Below are 16,951 nucleotides of genomic sequence, written 5' to 3'. Positions count from 1 at the left end.
TCCTGAAATTAAAAAAAGCAGAGAGATAGCGTCATTCGACACTAGCCCTCTGCTTCGTGGTTTTTCCTATACTACTCCAATTTATAGTAAAGACTCATCGGAATAATATACACAAAGGGCCATAGACAAAGCATTGTCTATGGCCCCTTAATCTATTTTATACACCAGCTGAAAAACCATAACAAAATAAGCATAGATAAACTATACTTTTTTAGAAAAGTTATTCAGCCGATGAATATAGGGGATTTATGCCCTTTGATTAAGCTCCGTACAACGCTTCACCGTATACATTTGTGCGGAGCAAAGTTTTCTAATGAGTTTTACAAATTTTATATAAAGCATATTATGCACCTTCCTTAATACTTAAAAAGGATTTTAGCATACGGTTTTACGAAGCGTCAACATTACTTCCGAATCTTTCAACTACTTGTTTTCAAAATATTGCTTCTGAAACATACACATTCTTATCGCATTATGATAGTTACCATCAACGAAAAACTCATCGATAAGCTCACCTTCTACCATAAACCCAACTTTTTTATAAACATGTACTGCCTTTTCATTTTCCTTATCCACAACTAAATAAATTTTATGCATATTTAGTACGGAAAAAGCGTAATCCATCGCTAAACGCGTCGCATCCACTGCATAACCATATCCTTGATAATTCGGATCAATAATGATTTGGAATTCTGTTCTACGGTGAATATAATCGATTTCTACTAACTCAACTAATCCAACCATTTCATTGTCTTTCTCAACGATAAATCGGCGTTCGCTTTGATCATGTATATGTTTATCATATAAGTCTTGCAGCTCCACAAATGCCTCATACGGCTCTTCAAACCAATACGACATAATATGCGCATTATTATTCAGTTCGTGTACAAACTTTAAATCTTCTCGTTCTAATGGACGTAACTTCAATTCCTGATTCATTTCTATAACCTCCAAGTAAAAGAAACCTCTTCACTTAATTTCTCAATTTTTTTCGATTTCAAACGCCCTAATTTCATTGTAAACTTTCAAGCAACTTGAAGGTCAAGATGTAAAAAAGTAGTGCAAACTTACGTCTGCACTACTACTCTTTTCTCAAATCTCTCATATTCGATATGTATAAAGCAATAACTAAAACAAGAATTGCTCCTGCGTATAATAACGTCTCCATCGGTTCCTCATGAGACACAATAATCAATCGAATTAAGGCCGTAATTCCGATATAAATAAAATAACGTAACGGGAAATGATAGTTCGATTTAAAATACTTAATAATTAATGCAATGAACTCGAAGTATAAGAAATAGACGATGATACTTTCAACCAATTTATAAGACGTATACTCTTTTGCCGAAAAAATATACTGCACAAACGTAATTGTCTCATTCACTAAGAAAATCGATAACACAATGGATAATATAATTAAAGCTATATTTAATATCCATTGCAAAACACTAGCTATAACATGATCGATATTAAATGACTTCATTTTCTCTTTAGACTCCCCTTCGTATAAGTACTTATTTATTATAGCAAAATTACGATTGGAAAGAAGTTAAATCATATATTCGTCCTTTGTTGTTGCCAGTGTAGGGGAGATTTAGTGTGTGGAGAATTCTGTTTACAACCATACCCGACGAAACATGGAGAAACTCTTTCAAATTACCGTTCGTACATGTCGTACTAATGAGCAATGCATAATCTCGTATAGCATCCTCATGTGCCACTTTTGAAAAATCTTTACAACTTGTACAACGCCAGCCCTTCTTCACTTTAACCATTGGAATAACTAAGCATTTCTCACATTGTACTCCATTTAACAACTCCTCTTTTTCTATTTTATATTGCTCAAGTATATTTTGTTGAAGTGGAGAATGATCCGTTAGTATTTGATGAATGAGCCTATCTACATTATCTATAACTTTTCTCTTATATTTACTTTCAAACCACTTTATTTTATGAGGTAAATTTGCACTATGAATAATTGTATGAAGAAGATTGTCATCTGAAGATTTTATAATGGTACGAGGCGAGCTAATAACAACGAGGGACTCGATTGGAAGACTAGAGGAAAATCCATGTAAGCTTAACCATTTCTTTAATTGTATTTCTTGCCTTTTTATTTGTAAAACCGGATCTGGAAATCCCTCTGAATTTCCTTCTGTTATTCGGATAAGTTGATTAAACTTTGCATCAAACATTAATGTACCTGCTATATTTTTTATCTCAAGAAAAAGAAGAAACTTTGTGGAAATGATAATAGTATCAATTTGAAAGTATTGATCATGATTAGATAAGCGAACATCATGTAAAACACTATACTCTTTCTCAGAAATAAAACTAAGTGGATAATCAATTGCTTGCTCCCCTTTATACCCCGCCATGTGTTTTGCCAAGTTTTCTCCAATTAAATTTCGTTTTGGATGATGTACAGGTAACCTTCTAAGCAGTGCTTCTAACTGTCTTATATAAATCGGCATTTTTCTTTCTTTCACAATCACCTCAAACACCCCTTTACAAATATATCAACGATTTTTCCAATATATCTATCACAACTCACAATATATCAACGATTTTTTCAATATATCTATCATAACTCACAATATATCAACGATTTTTCCAATATATCGATTGGTCGACAATATCTGACACTACCTCACTCCAATCACTCACAGCATATCCTAGAAAAACACCTTCAGCAAAAACTTAAAATCGTATTTCCTCATAAAAAAACCATAACCCGCTCCTCCAGCAAAGTTATGGTTTTTAACCCTGCAATGCCACTCTATCTATAACTTTGCCGTGAAGTCCACAAAATCCATTTGTACTTATAGCAACTTTCACTTTTTTCACACTGAAACTATATACCCCAAAATCGTTTCACAACGTTATTACTTCCGCATAGCTACAATTTATATAATAACGGTACAGTACAAATAACGTGCTGAATCACTAAGTATGGGGGCATAACGATGAACGAAGCGTTGCTATTAGTAGACATACAAAATGATTACTTTGAAGGTGGCAATATGGAATTACATCAACCTGAAAAAGCCGCACAAAAAGCGAAAGAAGTTTTGAAAGCATTTCGTGAAAAACATAAAACAGTTATTCACGTACAACATATTGCGAACAATGAAGGGGCTACTTTCTTCTTACCCGATACAGTAGGTGTTCAAATTTATGATGATGTACAACCGATTGCTAACGAAAGAATCCTACAAAAACACCACCCCTACAGTTTTTCTCAAAAGTTTTGCACTACAATCGATTAGCTATATTAGCAATTACATTATTATTAGCGGCTTTCCTTCTTCTTTACAATGTATTTTTTGGATTACTCGTAGGCACTACAGCAAGCTAGCGATTTTTTATAAATATGAACAAATTTTAGGAATTAGTTTATCTTTTTTTAATGTTTTATTTAGAGGCAGTTTATAGTCAGGTATTAACATAAGAAACGTAGCAACTAAGTTCATATATGACGCACTGCTACCATAATCGCTAACCGTACTACTTGAAATCATAAAATAAGGAGACGATAAAACATGAACAAAAAAGCAAAAGCACTTTCATCCGTACTGCTCGGATTCACATTAGCATTAACAGGGTGTGCTGGTACTAAAGCTGAAGAAAATCATGGAAAACAAAAACAAGAACAAGTTGCTAAAGAAACAAAAAAGGAAAATAAATTAACTAAAGGGCAAAAAATGGCTAATATTCTTAGCGAGACAAATTGGCAAGGTACACGAGTGTATGACAAAGATAAGAATGACTTAACAAAAGAGAATGCAAACTTCATTGGTCTTGCAAAATATGATGCGAAGTCAGGCAGATATGAATTTTTTGATGCTAAAACAGGTGCAAGTCGTGGCGATAAAGGCACTTTCTTTGTCACAAATGATGGGAAGAAGAGAATATTAATTTCAGAATCAATGAAGTATCAAGCTGTCGTTGACATGACAAAACTAAATAAAAATGTATTTACTTATAAACGAATGGGTAAAGACGCTAACGGTAAAGATGTAGAAGTTTTCGTTGAACATGTCCCATATAAAGAAAAAGAACTTTCTTTCACTGATCCGGACAAGCAGCTGAACACGACTACAGGAGATATTGTTAAAAACGTTGATGGAGATAAAATTTTAGGCGGTACCCTTTGGCACGGAACAAAAGTAGTAGATGAAGCTGGTAACGATGTAACACAGTTTAATTCGAATTTTATAAGTTTAGCAAAATTTGATGACAAATCTAATAAATATGAGTTTTTCAATAGCGAAACAGGTCAAAGCCGCGGTGATTATGGCTACTTCGATGTTGTACACGAAAATAAAATAAGAGCCCATGTTTCAATTGGAAATAACAAATACGGTGCTGCTCTTGAACTTACTGAACTAAATAAGAATAAATTTACGTATAAAAGAACTGGTAAAGATCAAGCAGGTAAAGATATCACCATATTCGTTGAACATGAACCTTATAAAGGTGATATGAAGCCACAATTTAGTTTTTAAATACGTTTGATTAAAGATCCTGTACTGAGTTGCAGGATCTTTCTTATTAAGCAAGAGAACGAAAAGACGAAAAACATGTAGCTTTTCGTCTTCACAATATTCCCACCTTATAGTTGATGATTTACAAAACCTAAAAACATACCGATACAAAATAAAATTTGTGACTAAGTAAAAAAGCGCCCTACTTATAGGGCGCTTTTTTTATACTTAATGACTAATACTAGCTGTTGGGTATAATGTTGTTCCTCCAATTGAAACTTTTATTTCATTTGTTAATGGAACATTTTGTTCATTAATAATTGTTCTCCACCATTCCCATGCAAGACCTGTACATTCTCTTGCAACAATTTTTATATTTTTTGAGTTCGGTGGAAGTGGGATAACTGTAGAGTAATGAGCCGTTTTGTCTTTTCCGCTACCATCCCATATTTTATGTGTTAGTACTTCGTTCCCATTTTGGTCAAATGTGAATTCATCCCAAGATACATCAAATTGAGCAACGTAAGCACCGTAATGATCAAGTGTCATTTTAGCACTTGAATATTCTGTAGTTGTCGTCTCAATATAATCTGTATTGTTATGAACAGCAGCAGTTGCATTATCTTTTAAGAAAGTACTTGTATATGAAATTGGGTATGCTGGATTTTTAAGACTTAATTCAGCATTATCTTTAATAATATTTCGGATTTCATTGAAATCTTTAGTAACAACCTTGTTATGCTCTTTCGCATCTCCGCCTAATACTACAGCAGTAAAGGTACTTTCTTCAAAAATATCTTTATACTGTCCACTTGTTTCAACACTGTTATCCTTAAGTAAGGCTTTAAAAGCAGCTTGTACATCTTTGCTCTTAGATGTTGTTTCTAATTTTACATAAATCGTTCTACCATAAGCTACATTTGAAACCATAACAGGTGGAGCCGAATTACTTACGCCTTTTCGAGTTAACTCATCAAAAGTAACGCTATTATCAAAAAGGTCGGATGGATTGTTAGGTAGTTCAGCACTTACCGTATAAAATATTTGCTTATACGCCGCTACCATCACTTTTTTCTCTCCATTTGCAACCGCATTAAAATCAATGTTTAGACTGTTATCAAGATATTTAGCGTTAACATTAAGAGCGCTTGCGATTTGCGATTTACTATAAACCATGGATTCCGTATACTGCATTCTTGCAGGCAACGTATGTGTTGTAGAATACTTTTCATTCCAAGTAGATACTAAATCGTCTACTGCTCCAGCTACATTACCATATGTCGGATTTTGGACAGTGATTGTATTTTCTTTTCTCATGCCCGGTAAGTCTATACTAATATTCAAAGGCTTTCTCTTAGCCACTAATAAACTCGGTTGATTGTCTGCAAAAGCTTTATTTGCAAGTTGTACAGCTCCTGGATACGTGCGATTCACTACAGAATCAATAATTGAAATATCGACTGGTGACGTTGTAAGTGATTTTTTTTCGCGTTCTACTACTACAAATTTACCATTTGAATTGATACTTTCTTTCGGAACAAAACTCTCTACTTTATCACCATTTACAGCTAAAACCTCTTGATTATTATATTTAAGATTTGCTATACCAGTATCAATGCCACTAGCATTTTTGGTTACATCAGTTGCATTACTTGCTTGTGTTTCTGCGAAGGAAATAGATGAATAATTAATAGTGCATAGACTAACTAATAAACATGCAAGGAACTTTCTTCTTTTAGTGTTTTTCTTAATATTCAGAAAAATCACCCCGTTCTTTTTTTAGTAAAATATAATAATGATTGCTAACTAATAAATTTACATAAATGCTTTTAAAAGTTCTTGAATTAACGGGATTACGCCACCTACAAATTTTAAAACTGCCATTGCGATTTCCATATTATTTCCTCCTTTTTATTGCTACGAAATTTTGATTTATCTTTATGCCCTCATTATAGTGACCCCTTACACTTTTATCAATACACTCTGATATGCAATATTACATATAAAAAAACAAGCTGAATTCTTTTGAAAAATTATACAGAGATATTTTTTCCACTTGGTACATACTTGAAAAGGTGAAGCATTCTTTTGCATTTTATGAGTAATCACATAAAAAAAGCTGCTGCCTATAAAATACAGACAGCAACTTCAACTAGAGTGTCTTGCATAATCTACGCAAGACATTTTATAACTAATAAACTGCGATCGGCCCATAAGGACCATTAATAATCTCTATTTTTGTTTCAAAAATATCTGTCAAAAGTGTTGGGTCCATAACTTCTTCTACTGTTCCAAAAGCAGCAATTTGTCCATCTTTCATAGCACAAATTTTATCCGAATATTTAGCTGCAAAATTTATGTCATGCATAACAGTCAAAATTGTTCGTCCAAATTCATTAGCTGCACGTCTCAAATGCTCCATCATTTGAACAGAACGAGCAACATCAAGGTTGTTCAAAGGTTCGTCCAAAAGTACATATTCCGTCTCTTGGCACAATACCATTGCTACATATGCCCTTTGTCTTTGACCACCAGAAAGCTCATCTAAATATCTATTCTCTAAACTAGTTAAATCTAAGAAATCGATATATTTAGAGATGATAGCCTCATCTTCTTTAGTCAATCTTCCCTTTGAATAAGGAAAGCGCCCAAATCCAACTAGTTGTCTCACAGTAAGCCTAGTTACAAAATGATTTTCTTGTCGCAATATAGTCAAAACTTTTGCTAAGTCTTTTGATTTGGATTCAGAAACATCCATATTTGCTACCTGAATTTGACCTTCATCCATATCTAAAAGTCTGCCAATCATCAAAAGTGTCGTTGACTTTCCAGCGCCATTTGGTCCAATTAAAGAAGTAAAGCCTGCTTTTGGTATTTCAATATCCAAAGGTCCTATTTTTACCTTATCAGTATAGAACTTTTTAACATTATCAATTTTTATCATAAAGCCCTCTTCCTTAAAACTATAGTTAAGAATATGATTCCACCGAATAATTCAATAATAACTGAAACTACACCTTGAGCATGGAATACATGATACATTAAAAAGTATGCGCTCGTCATTATTAAAAATCCTATAGCAAAAGCCATCGGAAAAATATATCTATGATCATAAGTTGACGCTGCCTGATAACTCAAAGTTGCCACTAAAAAGCCGTAGAAAGTAAGTGGCCCAATTAGAGCTGTTGAAATGGACATTAAAATAGCTACTAATACAAGCGTATAAATTACACTAGGTTGGTATTTAACTCCAAAAGAAGTAGCAACATCTTTTCCTAGTGACAAAACATTCAAATTCTTAGAATGAGCAAAAATTAATACCGCTACAATTATGATCATAGGAATTACAATAGGAAAATATGCAGGATCTGCATGATTAACAGAACCAAATAATCTTGCTTGTAAGATATCAAATTCTGAAGGCGCAAGTAGTTTTCTCATGAAAGTTGACACAGAATTTAGCCCGGTACCAATAATAATTCCAACTAAAAGCATAAGTTGTAAATTCCCGTATTTACCGGAAAGTAACCATCCATAAAGTATCAAACTCATGAAGACCATAACAACAACTTGGAATAAAAATGATCCAATTCCATTAAAATTTATTAACGCACTAGCACCAAAGAAGAATACTGTACTCGTTTGAATTGCTGAATAAAGTGATTCGAAACCTAAAAGCGATGGAGTAATAATTTTATTATTCGTAATAGATTGGAAAGCAACTGTCGACAAGCTATGGCAAACTGCAGCGATAATCATTGCAACAATAGCTACTATCCTTCTCTTAACGACTGGGATAAAAGAAGGTGAATCTATCGGAACTGGATTGTTATAAACTAAAAGTCCATATGAAGAAAGAAGACCTAAAGCAATCAATGTTATCAGTAAAATCCAATAACGTCTTGCTTCCTTCTTAGACCGAAAAGCGCTAGCTGATCTACTTTCATTATGAAGGCTAGAATCGATTTCGACATTTTCTTTTTTTCTATATTCTAATGTGATCATCGTAGCCTCCTTGGTTTTCTTTGTCTCAATAAAATAGTAATAAACACGACTGCTCCCACTGTTGCAAGTATTAAAGAAACAGGTAATTCAAAAGGCTGTATAATTGTTCGAGAAATGATGTCACAGGCAGTTATTGATCCCATTCCGATCACACAAACCCAAGGTAAATTACTCCTAAGATCATCACCTCTAAACATTGAAACGATATTTGGCACAATTAATCCTAAGAAAGGTAAGTGTCCAATAACAGCTGCAACAATTCCAACTGCAACAGAGATAAGAGCAGTCCCAAAAAGAACAATTCTATTGTAATTAACTCCAAGACTTGTTGCGACATCTTCTCCTAGTCCAGCTAAAGTCAATCTATTAGCATACATAAAAATAAGAAAAGTAATGATAACAATCAGCCATAAATATTCATATCTTCCCACCTGAATGTTAGCAAATGAACCTACAAACCAAGTTTCAATACTTTGCGTCTTTTGAAAAAGGAGTCCTAAAAAAGTAGACACTGCAGAAATTACTGCTCCAAGCATCAATCCAATAATCGGAACAATTAAAGACGAACGAAGCTTAACTCTTCTTAAAAATAGAAAGAAAATCATAGTTCCTATAAAAGAAAAAATGATTGCACCAGTCATTCTTTGAACTAAAGTCGGGGCAGGAAATAATAAATACACAAAAAGCAGGCCTAAGCCTGACCATTCAATAGTCCCCGTTGTAGTAGGTTCAACAAAGCGATTCTGTGTAATGAGTTGCATTACGAGCCCTGCCATCGCCATCGCAGCTCCAGTAAGCATTAATGCAGCTGTTCTCGGAACACGAGTTATGAAAAACATCTCTGTCCCGTCCTCTTGTCCACGTATATCATAAACTCCAGTAAACAGTGATATAATCCCTAAAGTTATAACAACTATAACTGCTATTATAAAAGGTTTTGTCCATATTTTATTTTGATTATAAAACTGGGGTTGAGAAATATTCTCAACCCTAGAAATCATATTTTTTGACACTGTTTCGTACCCCTTTACACTACTTAGCTAAAGTTTTTGCCATATTTCCAAATAACTCTATATAAGTTTGAATTGATTCATTTGTGTAAGTATCTTCTGGTGCATAAATAACTTGTTTTTTAGAAACAGCAGTTGTGTTTTGAAGAGCAGGTGATTTAGAAATAACATCCTTAGCAGGTGTTGACTTAGCTGCATCAGATGTTGCAGCATCACGATCTAATACGAAAATCCAATCAGGATTTGTTTGTGCAATAGCTTCAACAGAAACGTCATCACCTTTATGACCTGCAGTAGAATTTGAAACTTCTAACGCTGGAGTCCAACCGAAAATTTCATACATTGGTCCCCAAACACGACCAGAATGTGGAGCAGCAAAACCAATATTACCACCAGTAACGATAACACTCATAACTTTATCTTTTCCGTTATAAGCAGATTTTGCTTTTTCAATAGATTTATCAAAATCAGCTACTAATTGTTTAGCTTCTTTATCTTTATTAAAGATTTTTCCTAAAGTAACTGTAGAATCTTTAAGTCCTTTTACTAAGTTTTCGCCAGGCTTAGTAGCTTTCTCAGAAACATCAAAATTAAGATCAATAACTGCTGCATTTGGTACTAATTTTTTGATTTCTTCGTAATGGTCAGCAAATCTTTGACCAACAATTACAAGTTCAGGATTTGCCGCTGCAATAATTTCTAGATTTGGTTCACGGTGATTCCCAATATTTTGAACTTTTTCATCCTTTTTATATGCTGAATCAGCAGGCATGATATCCTTTGGAGCAGCCGCTAATTTAATTCCCCAATCAGATAAAGTTTCAAACGTTCTGTTATCCAAAGCAACTACATTCTTTGGGTTTACAGGGACTTTAACAGTTCCATGAGCATCAGTGATTTCAACCGTTTTTGGCTTATCACTACCATTATCTTTATTATTAGCCTTCGAAGTTTCTTTACTTGAATCTGAGCAAGCTACTAACATTAAAGTGAAAATTGCTAGAATACTCACTAATTTTAAAAGCATAGATTTTTTCATATGTATACTCCTTATAGTGTGATTTATTTCGAAAATGATGACATCCATAGATTGAATTAGAAGGTAACTTTTATTCAATCGAATCGCTATTGATAATCATTTTCATTTGAACATCCTGTTAATTAGTATAGTCATTAATTCTGTGAAAATCTTGTGAATGGTGTGAATTCATAAAATCAGGCATAGAAAGTAATATGTGAAGTTGGGTGTATTGATTAACCTTTATTCTTCAGAGCGTGTCGATTTTTTTCGAGTAGAAACTTTCAGTAGATCTGGTCTCAACTCGTCCCCTCCACACTATCCAAAAGATGCTCATTAATAGCTAATGTTTTCATAATCCATTGCCTGATAGAAATATTCTTTTTACAGTTTTCATCTATTAATATTTCTCAGAAACTATTTGATTATCACATTTAATAAAAAAACGAGTAAAACTGAATGAAATAGTTTTACTCTTTTTCTATTACCTTATTTTATCATTCAATCATTGAATAGCCTCTGCCGTGTATCGTTTGAATATATCTCTCTTTCTTCTCGCACTTTAACTTTTTTCTTACATACCCAATATATAAGTCTACTACATTTGGATTTACTACTATATTATATCCCCATACTTGATTCAAAAGCATTTCACGGCTCAATATTGTGTTTTTATTCTTGATTAAAAATACAAGTAAATCGTACTCCCGCTTAGTAAGCGAGAGGTTTTTGCCACCTTTTTTCACAATATTGCTAGATGCATCAACAAAGAGATCTTTAAACTGAAAAAAGTTTATCTCCTTTTGCTGGTTACAATCACTTCTCCTTAAAATTGCTTGAACTCTTGCTACTAATTCTTCTTTCGCAAATGGTTTTCTTATATAATCATCTGCTCCTGCTTGTAACCCTGCTACGCAATCCTTACTAGAAATATTGTCAGTCACAATAATGATCGGTGTCGTTTTAACAAGTCGTATTTGTCTGCAAATTTCTGGTCCAGATATACTTAATGAATCCCAATCCAATATGATAATATCCCAATCTTGTTCATATATTATATTTAAACCTTCGTTTTCATTGTGAAGTTTTAAAATGAAGTAACCTTCTTGCGTTAAACCGCTTACGATTTTCTTTGCTGAAGACCGTTCATTTTTAATCACCAACACCTGCTTCACCGATGGTTCACCTCTACTTCAATATAAATTATTTAGATAAAAAAATTATCCCGAAAAAATAATTTAAGATTTATAAATTTAAAACCCCTAAATAATCCATTAAAACAGTTTATTAGGAGAACTCTATATAATCTTACAATAGGTATGGATAAAAACACAAAACATATGAAGATTCGAATAAAGTGAAAAAATAATAAGAACTCAACAATTGGGCGTTTACTAGCAGCTATATTATCTACCTGCTTATCGTCAATAACCATTTCTTCATTTTCTATTTCAGGGATATCGTCCCATCAACTTCAGCATTCTATAAAACCACAAACAAAAAGAACCATAACCTTGCCAACCTGGCAAAGTTATGGTTCATATCATACAAAATAAAAAAACCACCAAATATGTATTGGTGGAGACGGTGGGAGTCGAACCCACGTCCAAAAATATCGGCACTTAAGCTTCTACGAGTGTAGTCGATATATTAGCATTTCGCGAACTCTTCGGCCTATCGACAGGCTTCCAAGTTGCTAGTCTGGTTGTTCTCTTCCTTTGTCCTCAGACGGCGAACTCCGGCGTAGTCCACTTAGTTTGAGTCCCTTACCCTACCACATGGACGATGGAGGGAGGAACCTTTAGTGCAATTAAGCAGCTAAAGAAAGATTGTTTTGTTTGCCAATTATAGGCTTTGACGTTTTAACGAGGCCGATCCCCTCGACTCGCAACCTAAGCTCGAACTATCCCTGTCGAATCCGTAACGTCCCCATGATAAAAATGGAGCATACGAAGAAAATATCGTGATAGCTACTAAGAGCTGTTTTTCAATGTGCAACAACCTTACATAAGTTATTATAACATACGCGCTCCATTTTACAAATGTAAATATCTGTATTACATCTTTTGGCGATCACGGAACGCGCGTGCAATTTCACGTTTAGCTTCTTTCTCTTTTAAATCGTGACGTTTATCATATTGCTTCTTACCTTTTGCTAAACCAAGTGCCATCTTTGCAAATCCATTTTTCAAATAAATTCTAAGTGGAACTAATGCGTAACCTGTTTCTTTCGCAGCGCCCGCTAGTTTATCAATTTCTTTTTTATGCAGAAGTAATTTTCTCGTACGAAGTGGATCATGGTTGAAACGATTCCCTTGTTCGTACGTATTAATGTGCATATTATGAACCCATACTTCACCATTATGTACACGTGCAAACGCATCTTTCAAGTTTACGCGTCCAGCGCGAATCGACTTAATTTCCGTTCCTTGAAGGACAAGCCCTGCTTCGTATGTTTCTTCGATGAAATAATCATGAAATGCTTTTTTGTTCTGTGCAATAACCTTACCTGTACCCTTTGGCATATAACGTCCCTCCTCTATTTTTACTATTGTAACAAATGTTAATAAAAAGCGAAAGTGGCTCGCTCTCAAGCCACCAAGAAAAAAGAAAAAGCCCCGCTTTTCATCAAAGCGAAGCCACTCTTTTCTTACTTACGCTTTTTCTTTTTCTTCTTGAATCCTGGTACGTTTTCGAAGAATGCTTTTTTCTTCTTACCGTTACCATCTTTTTTTCCCGGCTGGCTAGCAGATGCAGATGCAGATCCTCTTCCTTTTCCTTTACCACCACGGTCAAATTTTCTACCTGTGCCACGTTCACCGCCGCGCTCATTACTGCGCTCGCTACGTCCACCGCGTTTCTTTCTGCCTGTTCTTGGCTGCTCGATAACGACTGGACGATCTTTGAACTTACGGCGAGGTGTGCCTTTCATGCCAACGATTTCAAAGTCGATTGCACGCTCGTCTTTGTTTACGTTAATAACGCGAATTGTAATTTCGTCACCGATGCGGAATACGTTTCCTGTACGTTCTCCGATCATAGCGAAATGTTGCTCGTCATAACGGTAGTAATCATCCGTTAAATAACTAACGTGTACAAGACCTTCAATTGTATTTGGAAGCTCTACGAATAAACCGAAGTTTGTTACAGAGCTAATCATACCGTCATACTCTTCACCGATCTTATCAACCATATACTCTGCTTTTTTCATCTCATCTGTTTCACGCTCTGCTTCAACAGCACGACGTTCCATATTAGAAGAATGCTCTGCAATCTCAGGTAATTTTTCACGCCATTTTGCTTGCGTTTCGTTGTCGACTTTACCGTTAATAATGTATTCACGAATTAATCTATGAACGATTGTATCTGGGTAACGACGAATTGGTGATGTGAAATGTGTGTAGAACTCAGTTGATAAACCGAAATGTCCTAAACTATCCGCATCGTAACGAGCTTGCTTCATAGAACGAAGCATAACTGTTGAAATAACTACTTCTTCTGGCTGTCCTTGAACCATTTCAAGAATTTGTTGTAGCGCGCGAGGATGCACTTCATTCGCACGTCCTTTTACTGCATATCCGAAGTTCGTTACAAACTCGAAGAAACGCTCAAGCTTATCTTCTTTCGGATCTTCATGGACACGGTACATGAATGGTACGTTCATCCAGTGGAAGTGCTCTGCTACTGTTTCATTCGCAACAAGCATAAATTCTTCAATTAACTTCTCTGATACAGAACGATCGCGCATGACAACGTCTGTCGGTTTTCCTTCTTCATCCACTAATACTTTCGCTTCTTTAAAGTCAAAGTCAATTGCACCACGGCGCATACGTTTTTCACGTAAAATTTGTGCCAATTGGCCCATCTCTTTAAACATCGGTACTAATGGCTCATAACGCTTAATTAACTCTTCGTCCTCATCTTCTAAAATGCTTCTTACGTCAGCATACGTCATACGCTCTGTTGTTTTAATCACACTTTGGAAAATCTCGTGTTTAACAACATCACCTAAGTTGTTGATTTCCATTTCACAAGATAATGTCAGACGGTCTACTTTCGGATTTAATGAACAAATACCGTTAGATAGACGATGTGGAATCATCGGAATTACACGGTCAACAAGATACACACTCGTCGCTCTTTCCGCTGCTTCAACATCAATTGGAGAGCCTTCTTGAACGTAATGACTTACATCCGCAATGTGAACGCCTAGCTTGTAGTTACCGTTCTCAAGCTTCGTTACTGTAACAGCATCATCTAAATCTTTTGCGTCTGCACCGTCAATCGTTACGATCATTTGGTCACGTAGATCACGGCGATCTTTTAAATCTTCTTCTGAAATCGTTTCTGGTACACTGTTTGCATGTTCCATCACTTCTTCAGGGAACGCTAAAGGCAAGTGATGTTTATGAATGACAGATAAAATATCTACTCCTGGATCATTTTTATGACCTAGAATTTGAATAACTTCACCTTCTGCACTTAAACGATTCTCTGGATAGCTCGTAATTTTCACAACTACTTTATGACCTTCTACAGCGCCCATAGATGCACTTTTCAATACGAAAATGTCACTTGTCCAGCGCTTATTGTCAGGTATAACGAACCCAAAGTTTTTCGATTCTGTATATGTACCAACTAACTCTTTCGTTCCGCGTTCTAAAATGCGTACAATTGAACCTTCTTGACGCGAACCACTCGATTGGGAACTAAGGCGTGCTAATACGGTATCGCCATGAAGCGCACCGTTTAATTCTGTAGGCGGTATGAAAAGGTCATCGTCTCCCGTTTTCTTCTCATCTGGTACAACGAATGCAAAACCACGTGCATGTCCAATTAACTTACCGCGTATTAAATTCATCTTTTCAGGAAGACCGTAACGGTTGCTACGAGTACGAATAACAAGTCCCTTCTCTTCCATCGTTACAAGTGCCTTTACGAAATCTTTAAAGCCCTCAGAACCTTCAATTCCAAATGCCTCTTCTAACTCTTGTATCGTTAGCGGTTTATACGCTTCTTCTCTCATAAATAATAACAACTTATCAATATGTTCTTGTATGATTTCTTCCAAGCAAAAATACCTCCTTTAAAACCTTATATTATTTAGTGTATCCGAAAGATAGAGGATGTATAAAGTGAAACTTCAATACTCCCCTTATGATTTTTACAGTTTTCACAAAAAATTCCTTATGAAAAAAAGAGGCAACTAGATCTTACCAATCTAGTTGCTCCAAGAAGTTATATACATCCTCATGTAGCTCGTCACGTTGTTTATCAAGTGTAATGACATGCGTAGAGTCTTCGTACCATTTAATGTCTTTTAACGTAGATTCTACACCGTTATAAATAATGTTAGCACTATCTGTATTAATCATTTCGTCATGACGTGCTTGTACAACAAATGTTGGCGCATAAATCATATCCACATTGTTACGTACGTCAGCAATTAATTGTTGTAATGCTTTTAATGTATTCATCGGTGTCTTTTGGAATTCCAACATTTCTTGTTCAATTTGTTCTGGTGATTTTTGCTCACGTTTTTTATATTCGCGGGCATATGCCAATATACCTTGGTACATCGTTTCTTCGCTCTTAATATACATAGGTGCACACATTGGTACTACACCTAAAACCGGTACTGTATAACCCAATTTTAAAGAAAATACGCCGCCAAGTGACAATCCAACAACAGCAATTTTCTCAAAACCTTTATCTTTTAAAAGCTGATATGCCTCCGTTACGTCTTGCCACCAATCTTCAGGACCTGTATGAACAAGCTCTTCTGGTGGTACACCGTGCCCTTTATAAATTGGTGCATGACAAGTATAGCCTTTCTTTTCTAAGAAACGCCCTAACATACGTACATCAGCTGAGTTCCCTGTGAATCCATGTAGTAATAAAACAGCGCGGTCTCCACCCTCAAATGTAAATGGTTTCGGAGATGCTAATTTCATCATGTATTTCTCCTCTTTCTCTTCTGTAATCTAGTCGTATTCTTTCTATATCTAGTGTACCATATTTGTATTTCTATAATCTAATTAGAAACATCTTTCAAATAGCAAAACAAAAAAAGAAGAACCATTAGTACCATTCACTAACGCTTCTTCTTTCAATTCTATAAGTTCAAGTACGTAACACCAATTGTTAATGCGAAGAACAATACAGCTAAAACAATTGTAATGCGGTTTAATACCGCTTCAATTCCACGTGCTTTTTGCTTACCAAATAATTGCTCTGCACCGCCTGAAATTGCACCTGAAAGGCCTGAGCTATTACTAGACTGCATAAGTACCATAACAATCATTAAAATCGATACAATAATAAGTAAAACTGATAATAACGTATGCACTTGGCGTACCTCCTACAAAGATTCAGTTATTGTAACTGTAGCATAAATTCTATAGAAAAGCGAGAGCTATAGAGGCGCT

General features: G+C 35.1%; 14 protein-coding genes, 1 other RNA gene and 1 pseudogene. 2 read left to right on the top strand and 14 right to left on the bottom strand.

The features are described 5' to 3' along the window. Positions 1–423: 423 nt before the first annotated feature. From speG to ACTFSL_RS25565, 3 genes are all read right to left on the bottom strand, one after another. Entirely contained in the window at positions 424–939 is a 516-nt protein-coding gene (gene speG / locus ACTFSL_RS25575) for a spermidine N1-acetyltransferase (RefSeq protein ID WP_001071092.1), read from the bottom strand. 142 nt (positions 940–1,081) lie between these two features. Further along, entirely contained in the window at positions 1,082–1,486 is a 405-nt protein-coding gene (gene psiE, locus ACTFSL_RS25570; RefSeq protein WP_000834708.1) for a phosphate-starvation-inducible protein PsiE, read from the bottom strand. Between the two features lie 49 nt (positions 1,487–1,535). Continuing rightward, on the bottom strand, positions 1,536–2,492 hold the full coding sequence (locus tag ACTFSL_RS25565; RefSeq protein WP_440042622.1) for a nuclease-related domain-containing protein: 957 nt from the start codon (positions 2,490–2,492) through the stop codon (positions 1,536–1,538). Between the two features lie 477 nt (positions 2,493–2,969). Here ACTFSL_RS25565 and ACTFSL_RS25560 point away from each other — a divergent pair. Beyond that, positions 2,970–3,242: pseudogene (locus ACTFSL_RS25560) on the top strand (isochorismatase family protein); the annotation flags it as partial. Between the two features lie 303 nt (positions 3,243–3,545). Continuing rightward, positions 3,546–4,511: a DUF4822 domain-containing protein gene (locus ACTFSL_RS25555; RefSeq protein ID WP_061457860.1), complete on the top strand. Its 966-nt coding sequence runs from the start codon at positions 3,546–3,548 to the stop codon at positions 4,509–4,511. 207 nt (positions 4,512–4,718) lie between these two features. Here ACTFSL_RS25555 and alo read toward each other — a convergent pair whose 3' ends face one another. The 11 genes from alo to secG all read right to left on the bottom strand — a co-directional run bounded on the left by alo (position 4,719) and on the right by secG (position 16,872). After that, positions 4,719–6,257 carry an anthrolysin O/cereolysin O family cholesterol-dependent cytolysin Alo gene (gene alo, locus ACTFSL_RS25550; protein WP_440042609.1) on the bottom strand — a complete coding sequence of 513 codons (1,539 nt, stop codon included), beginning with the start codon at positions 6,255–6,257 and terminating at the stop codon, positions 4,719–4,721. 424 nt (positions 6,258–6,681) lie between these two features. Beyond that, positions 6,682–7,434 carry an iron ABC transporter ATP-binding protein gene (locus ACTFSL_RS25545; protein WP_000590061.1) on the bottom strand — a complete coding sequence of 251 codons (753 nt, stop codon included), beginning with the start codon at positions 7,432–7,434 and terminating at the stop codon, positions 6,682–6,684. Further along, positions 7,431–8,495: an iron chelate uptake ABC transporter family permease subunit gene (locus ACTFSL_RS25540; RefSeq protein ID WP_000631245.1), complete on the bottom strand. Its 1,065-nt coding sequence runs from the start codon at positions 8,493–8,495 to the stop codon at positions 7,431–7,433. The genes ACTFSL_RS25545 and ACTFSL_RS25540 overlap by 4 nt, the downstream gene beginning before the upstream one ends. Next, positions 8,492–9,508: an ABC transporter permease gene (locus ACTFSL_RS25535; protein WP_440042607.1), complete on the bottom strand. Its 1,017-nt coding sequence runs from the start codon at positions 9,506–9,508 to the stop codon at positions 8,492–8,494. Before ACTFSL_RS25535 ends, ACTFSL_RS25540 begins: the two co-directional genes overlap by 4 nt. A gap of 19 nt (positions 9,509–9,527) precedes the next feature. Beyond that, positions 9,528–10,544 (bottom strand): siderophore ABC transporter substrate-binding protein, encoded by a 1,017-nt coding sequence (locus ACTFSL_RS25530; RefSeq protein ID WP_139019786.1) that lies wholly within the window; start codon positions 10,542–10,544, stop codon positions 9,528–9,530. 476 nt (positions 10,545–11,020) lie between these two features. Further along, a complete protein-coding gene (locus ACTFSL_RS25525; RefSeq protein WP_000815816.1) occupies positions 11,021–11,698 on the bottom strand; it encodes a response regulator transcription factor in 678 nt (225 codons plus the stop codon). Between the two features lie 401 nt (positions 11,699–12,099). Beyond that, positions 12,100–12,454: a transfer-messenger RNA gene (gene ssrA, locus ACTFSL_RS25520) on the bottom strand. Between the two features lie 126 nt (positions 12,455–12,580). Then, entirely contained in the window at positions 12,581–13,048 is a 468-nt protein-coding gene (gene smpB, locus ACTFSL_RS25515; RefSeq protein WP_001123919.1) for an SsrA-binding protein, read from the bottom strand. A 125-nt stretch (positions 13,049–13,173) separates the two neighbouring features. Continuing rightward, the gene (gene rnr / locus ACTFSL_RS25510; RefSeq protein WP_000391088.1) at positions 13,174–15,594 is read right to left on the bottom strand and encodes a ribonuclease R; all 2,421 of its coding nucleotides are present in this window, start codon (positions 15,592–15,594) and stop codon (positions 13,174–13,176) included. Positions 15,595–15,736: 142 nt separating this feature from the next. Then, the gene (gene estA, locus ACTFSL_RS25505) at positions 15,737–16,477 is read right to left on the bottom strand and encodes a carboxylesterase (RefSeq protein WP_000761976.1); all 741 of its coding nucleotides are present in this window, start codon (positions 16,475–16,477) and stop codon (positions 15,737–15,739) included. Between the two features lie 161 nt (positions 16,478–16,638). Further along, positions 16,639–16,872, bottom strand: coding sequence for a preprotein translocase subunit SecG (gene secG, locus ACTFSL_RS25500; protein WP_000557262.1), 234 nt, complete (start codon positions 16,870–16,872; stop codon positions 16,639–16,641). Positions 16,873–16,951: the final 79 nt, after the last annotated feature.

The sequence above is a fragment of the Bacillus cereus group sp. MYBK108-1 genome (assembly GCF_051917185.1).
GTDB lineage: Bacteria > Bacillota > Bacilli > Bacillales > Bacillaceae_G > Bacillus_A > Bacillus_A cereus.
This window is presented reverse-complemented; position numbering and strand designations above follow the sequence as displayed.

Bases quoted from the DNA above. Each gene is read 5' to 3' on its own strand.
- speG (WP_001071092.1), bottom strand. From the start codon at position 939: ATGAATCAGGAATTGAAGTTACGTCCATTAGAACGAGAAGATTTAAAG.
- psiE (WP_000834708.1), bottom strand. From the start codon at position 1,486: ATGAAGTCATTTAATATCGATCATGTTATAGCTAGTGTTTTGCAATGG.
- ACTFSL_RS25555 (WP_061457860.1), top strand. From the start codon at position 3,546: ATGAACAAAAAAGCAAAAGCACTTTCATCCGTACTGCTCGGATTCACA.
- ACTFSL_RS25545 (WP_000590061.1), bottom strand. From the start codon at position 7,434: ATGATAAAAATTGATAATGTTAAAAAGTTCTATACTGATAAGGTAAAA.
- ACTFSL_RS25540 (WP_000631245.1), bottom strand. From the start codon at position 8,495: ATGATCACATTAGAATATAGAAAAAAAGAAAATGTCGAAATCGATTCT.
- ACTFSL_RS25530 (WP_139019786.1), bottom strand. From the start codon at position 10,544: ATGAAAAAATCTATGCTTTTAAAATTAGTGAGTATTCTAGCAATTTTC.
- smpB (WP_001123919.1), bottom strand. From the start codon at position 13,048: ATGCCAAAGGGTACAGGTAAGGTTATTGCACAGAACAAAAAAGCATTT.
- estA (WP_000761976.1), bottom strand. From the start codon at position 16,477: ATGAAATTAGCATCTCCGAAACCATTTACATTTGAGGGTGGAGACCGC.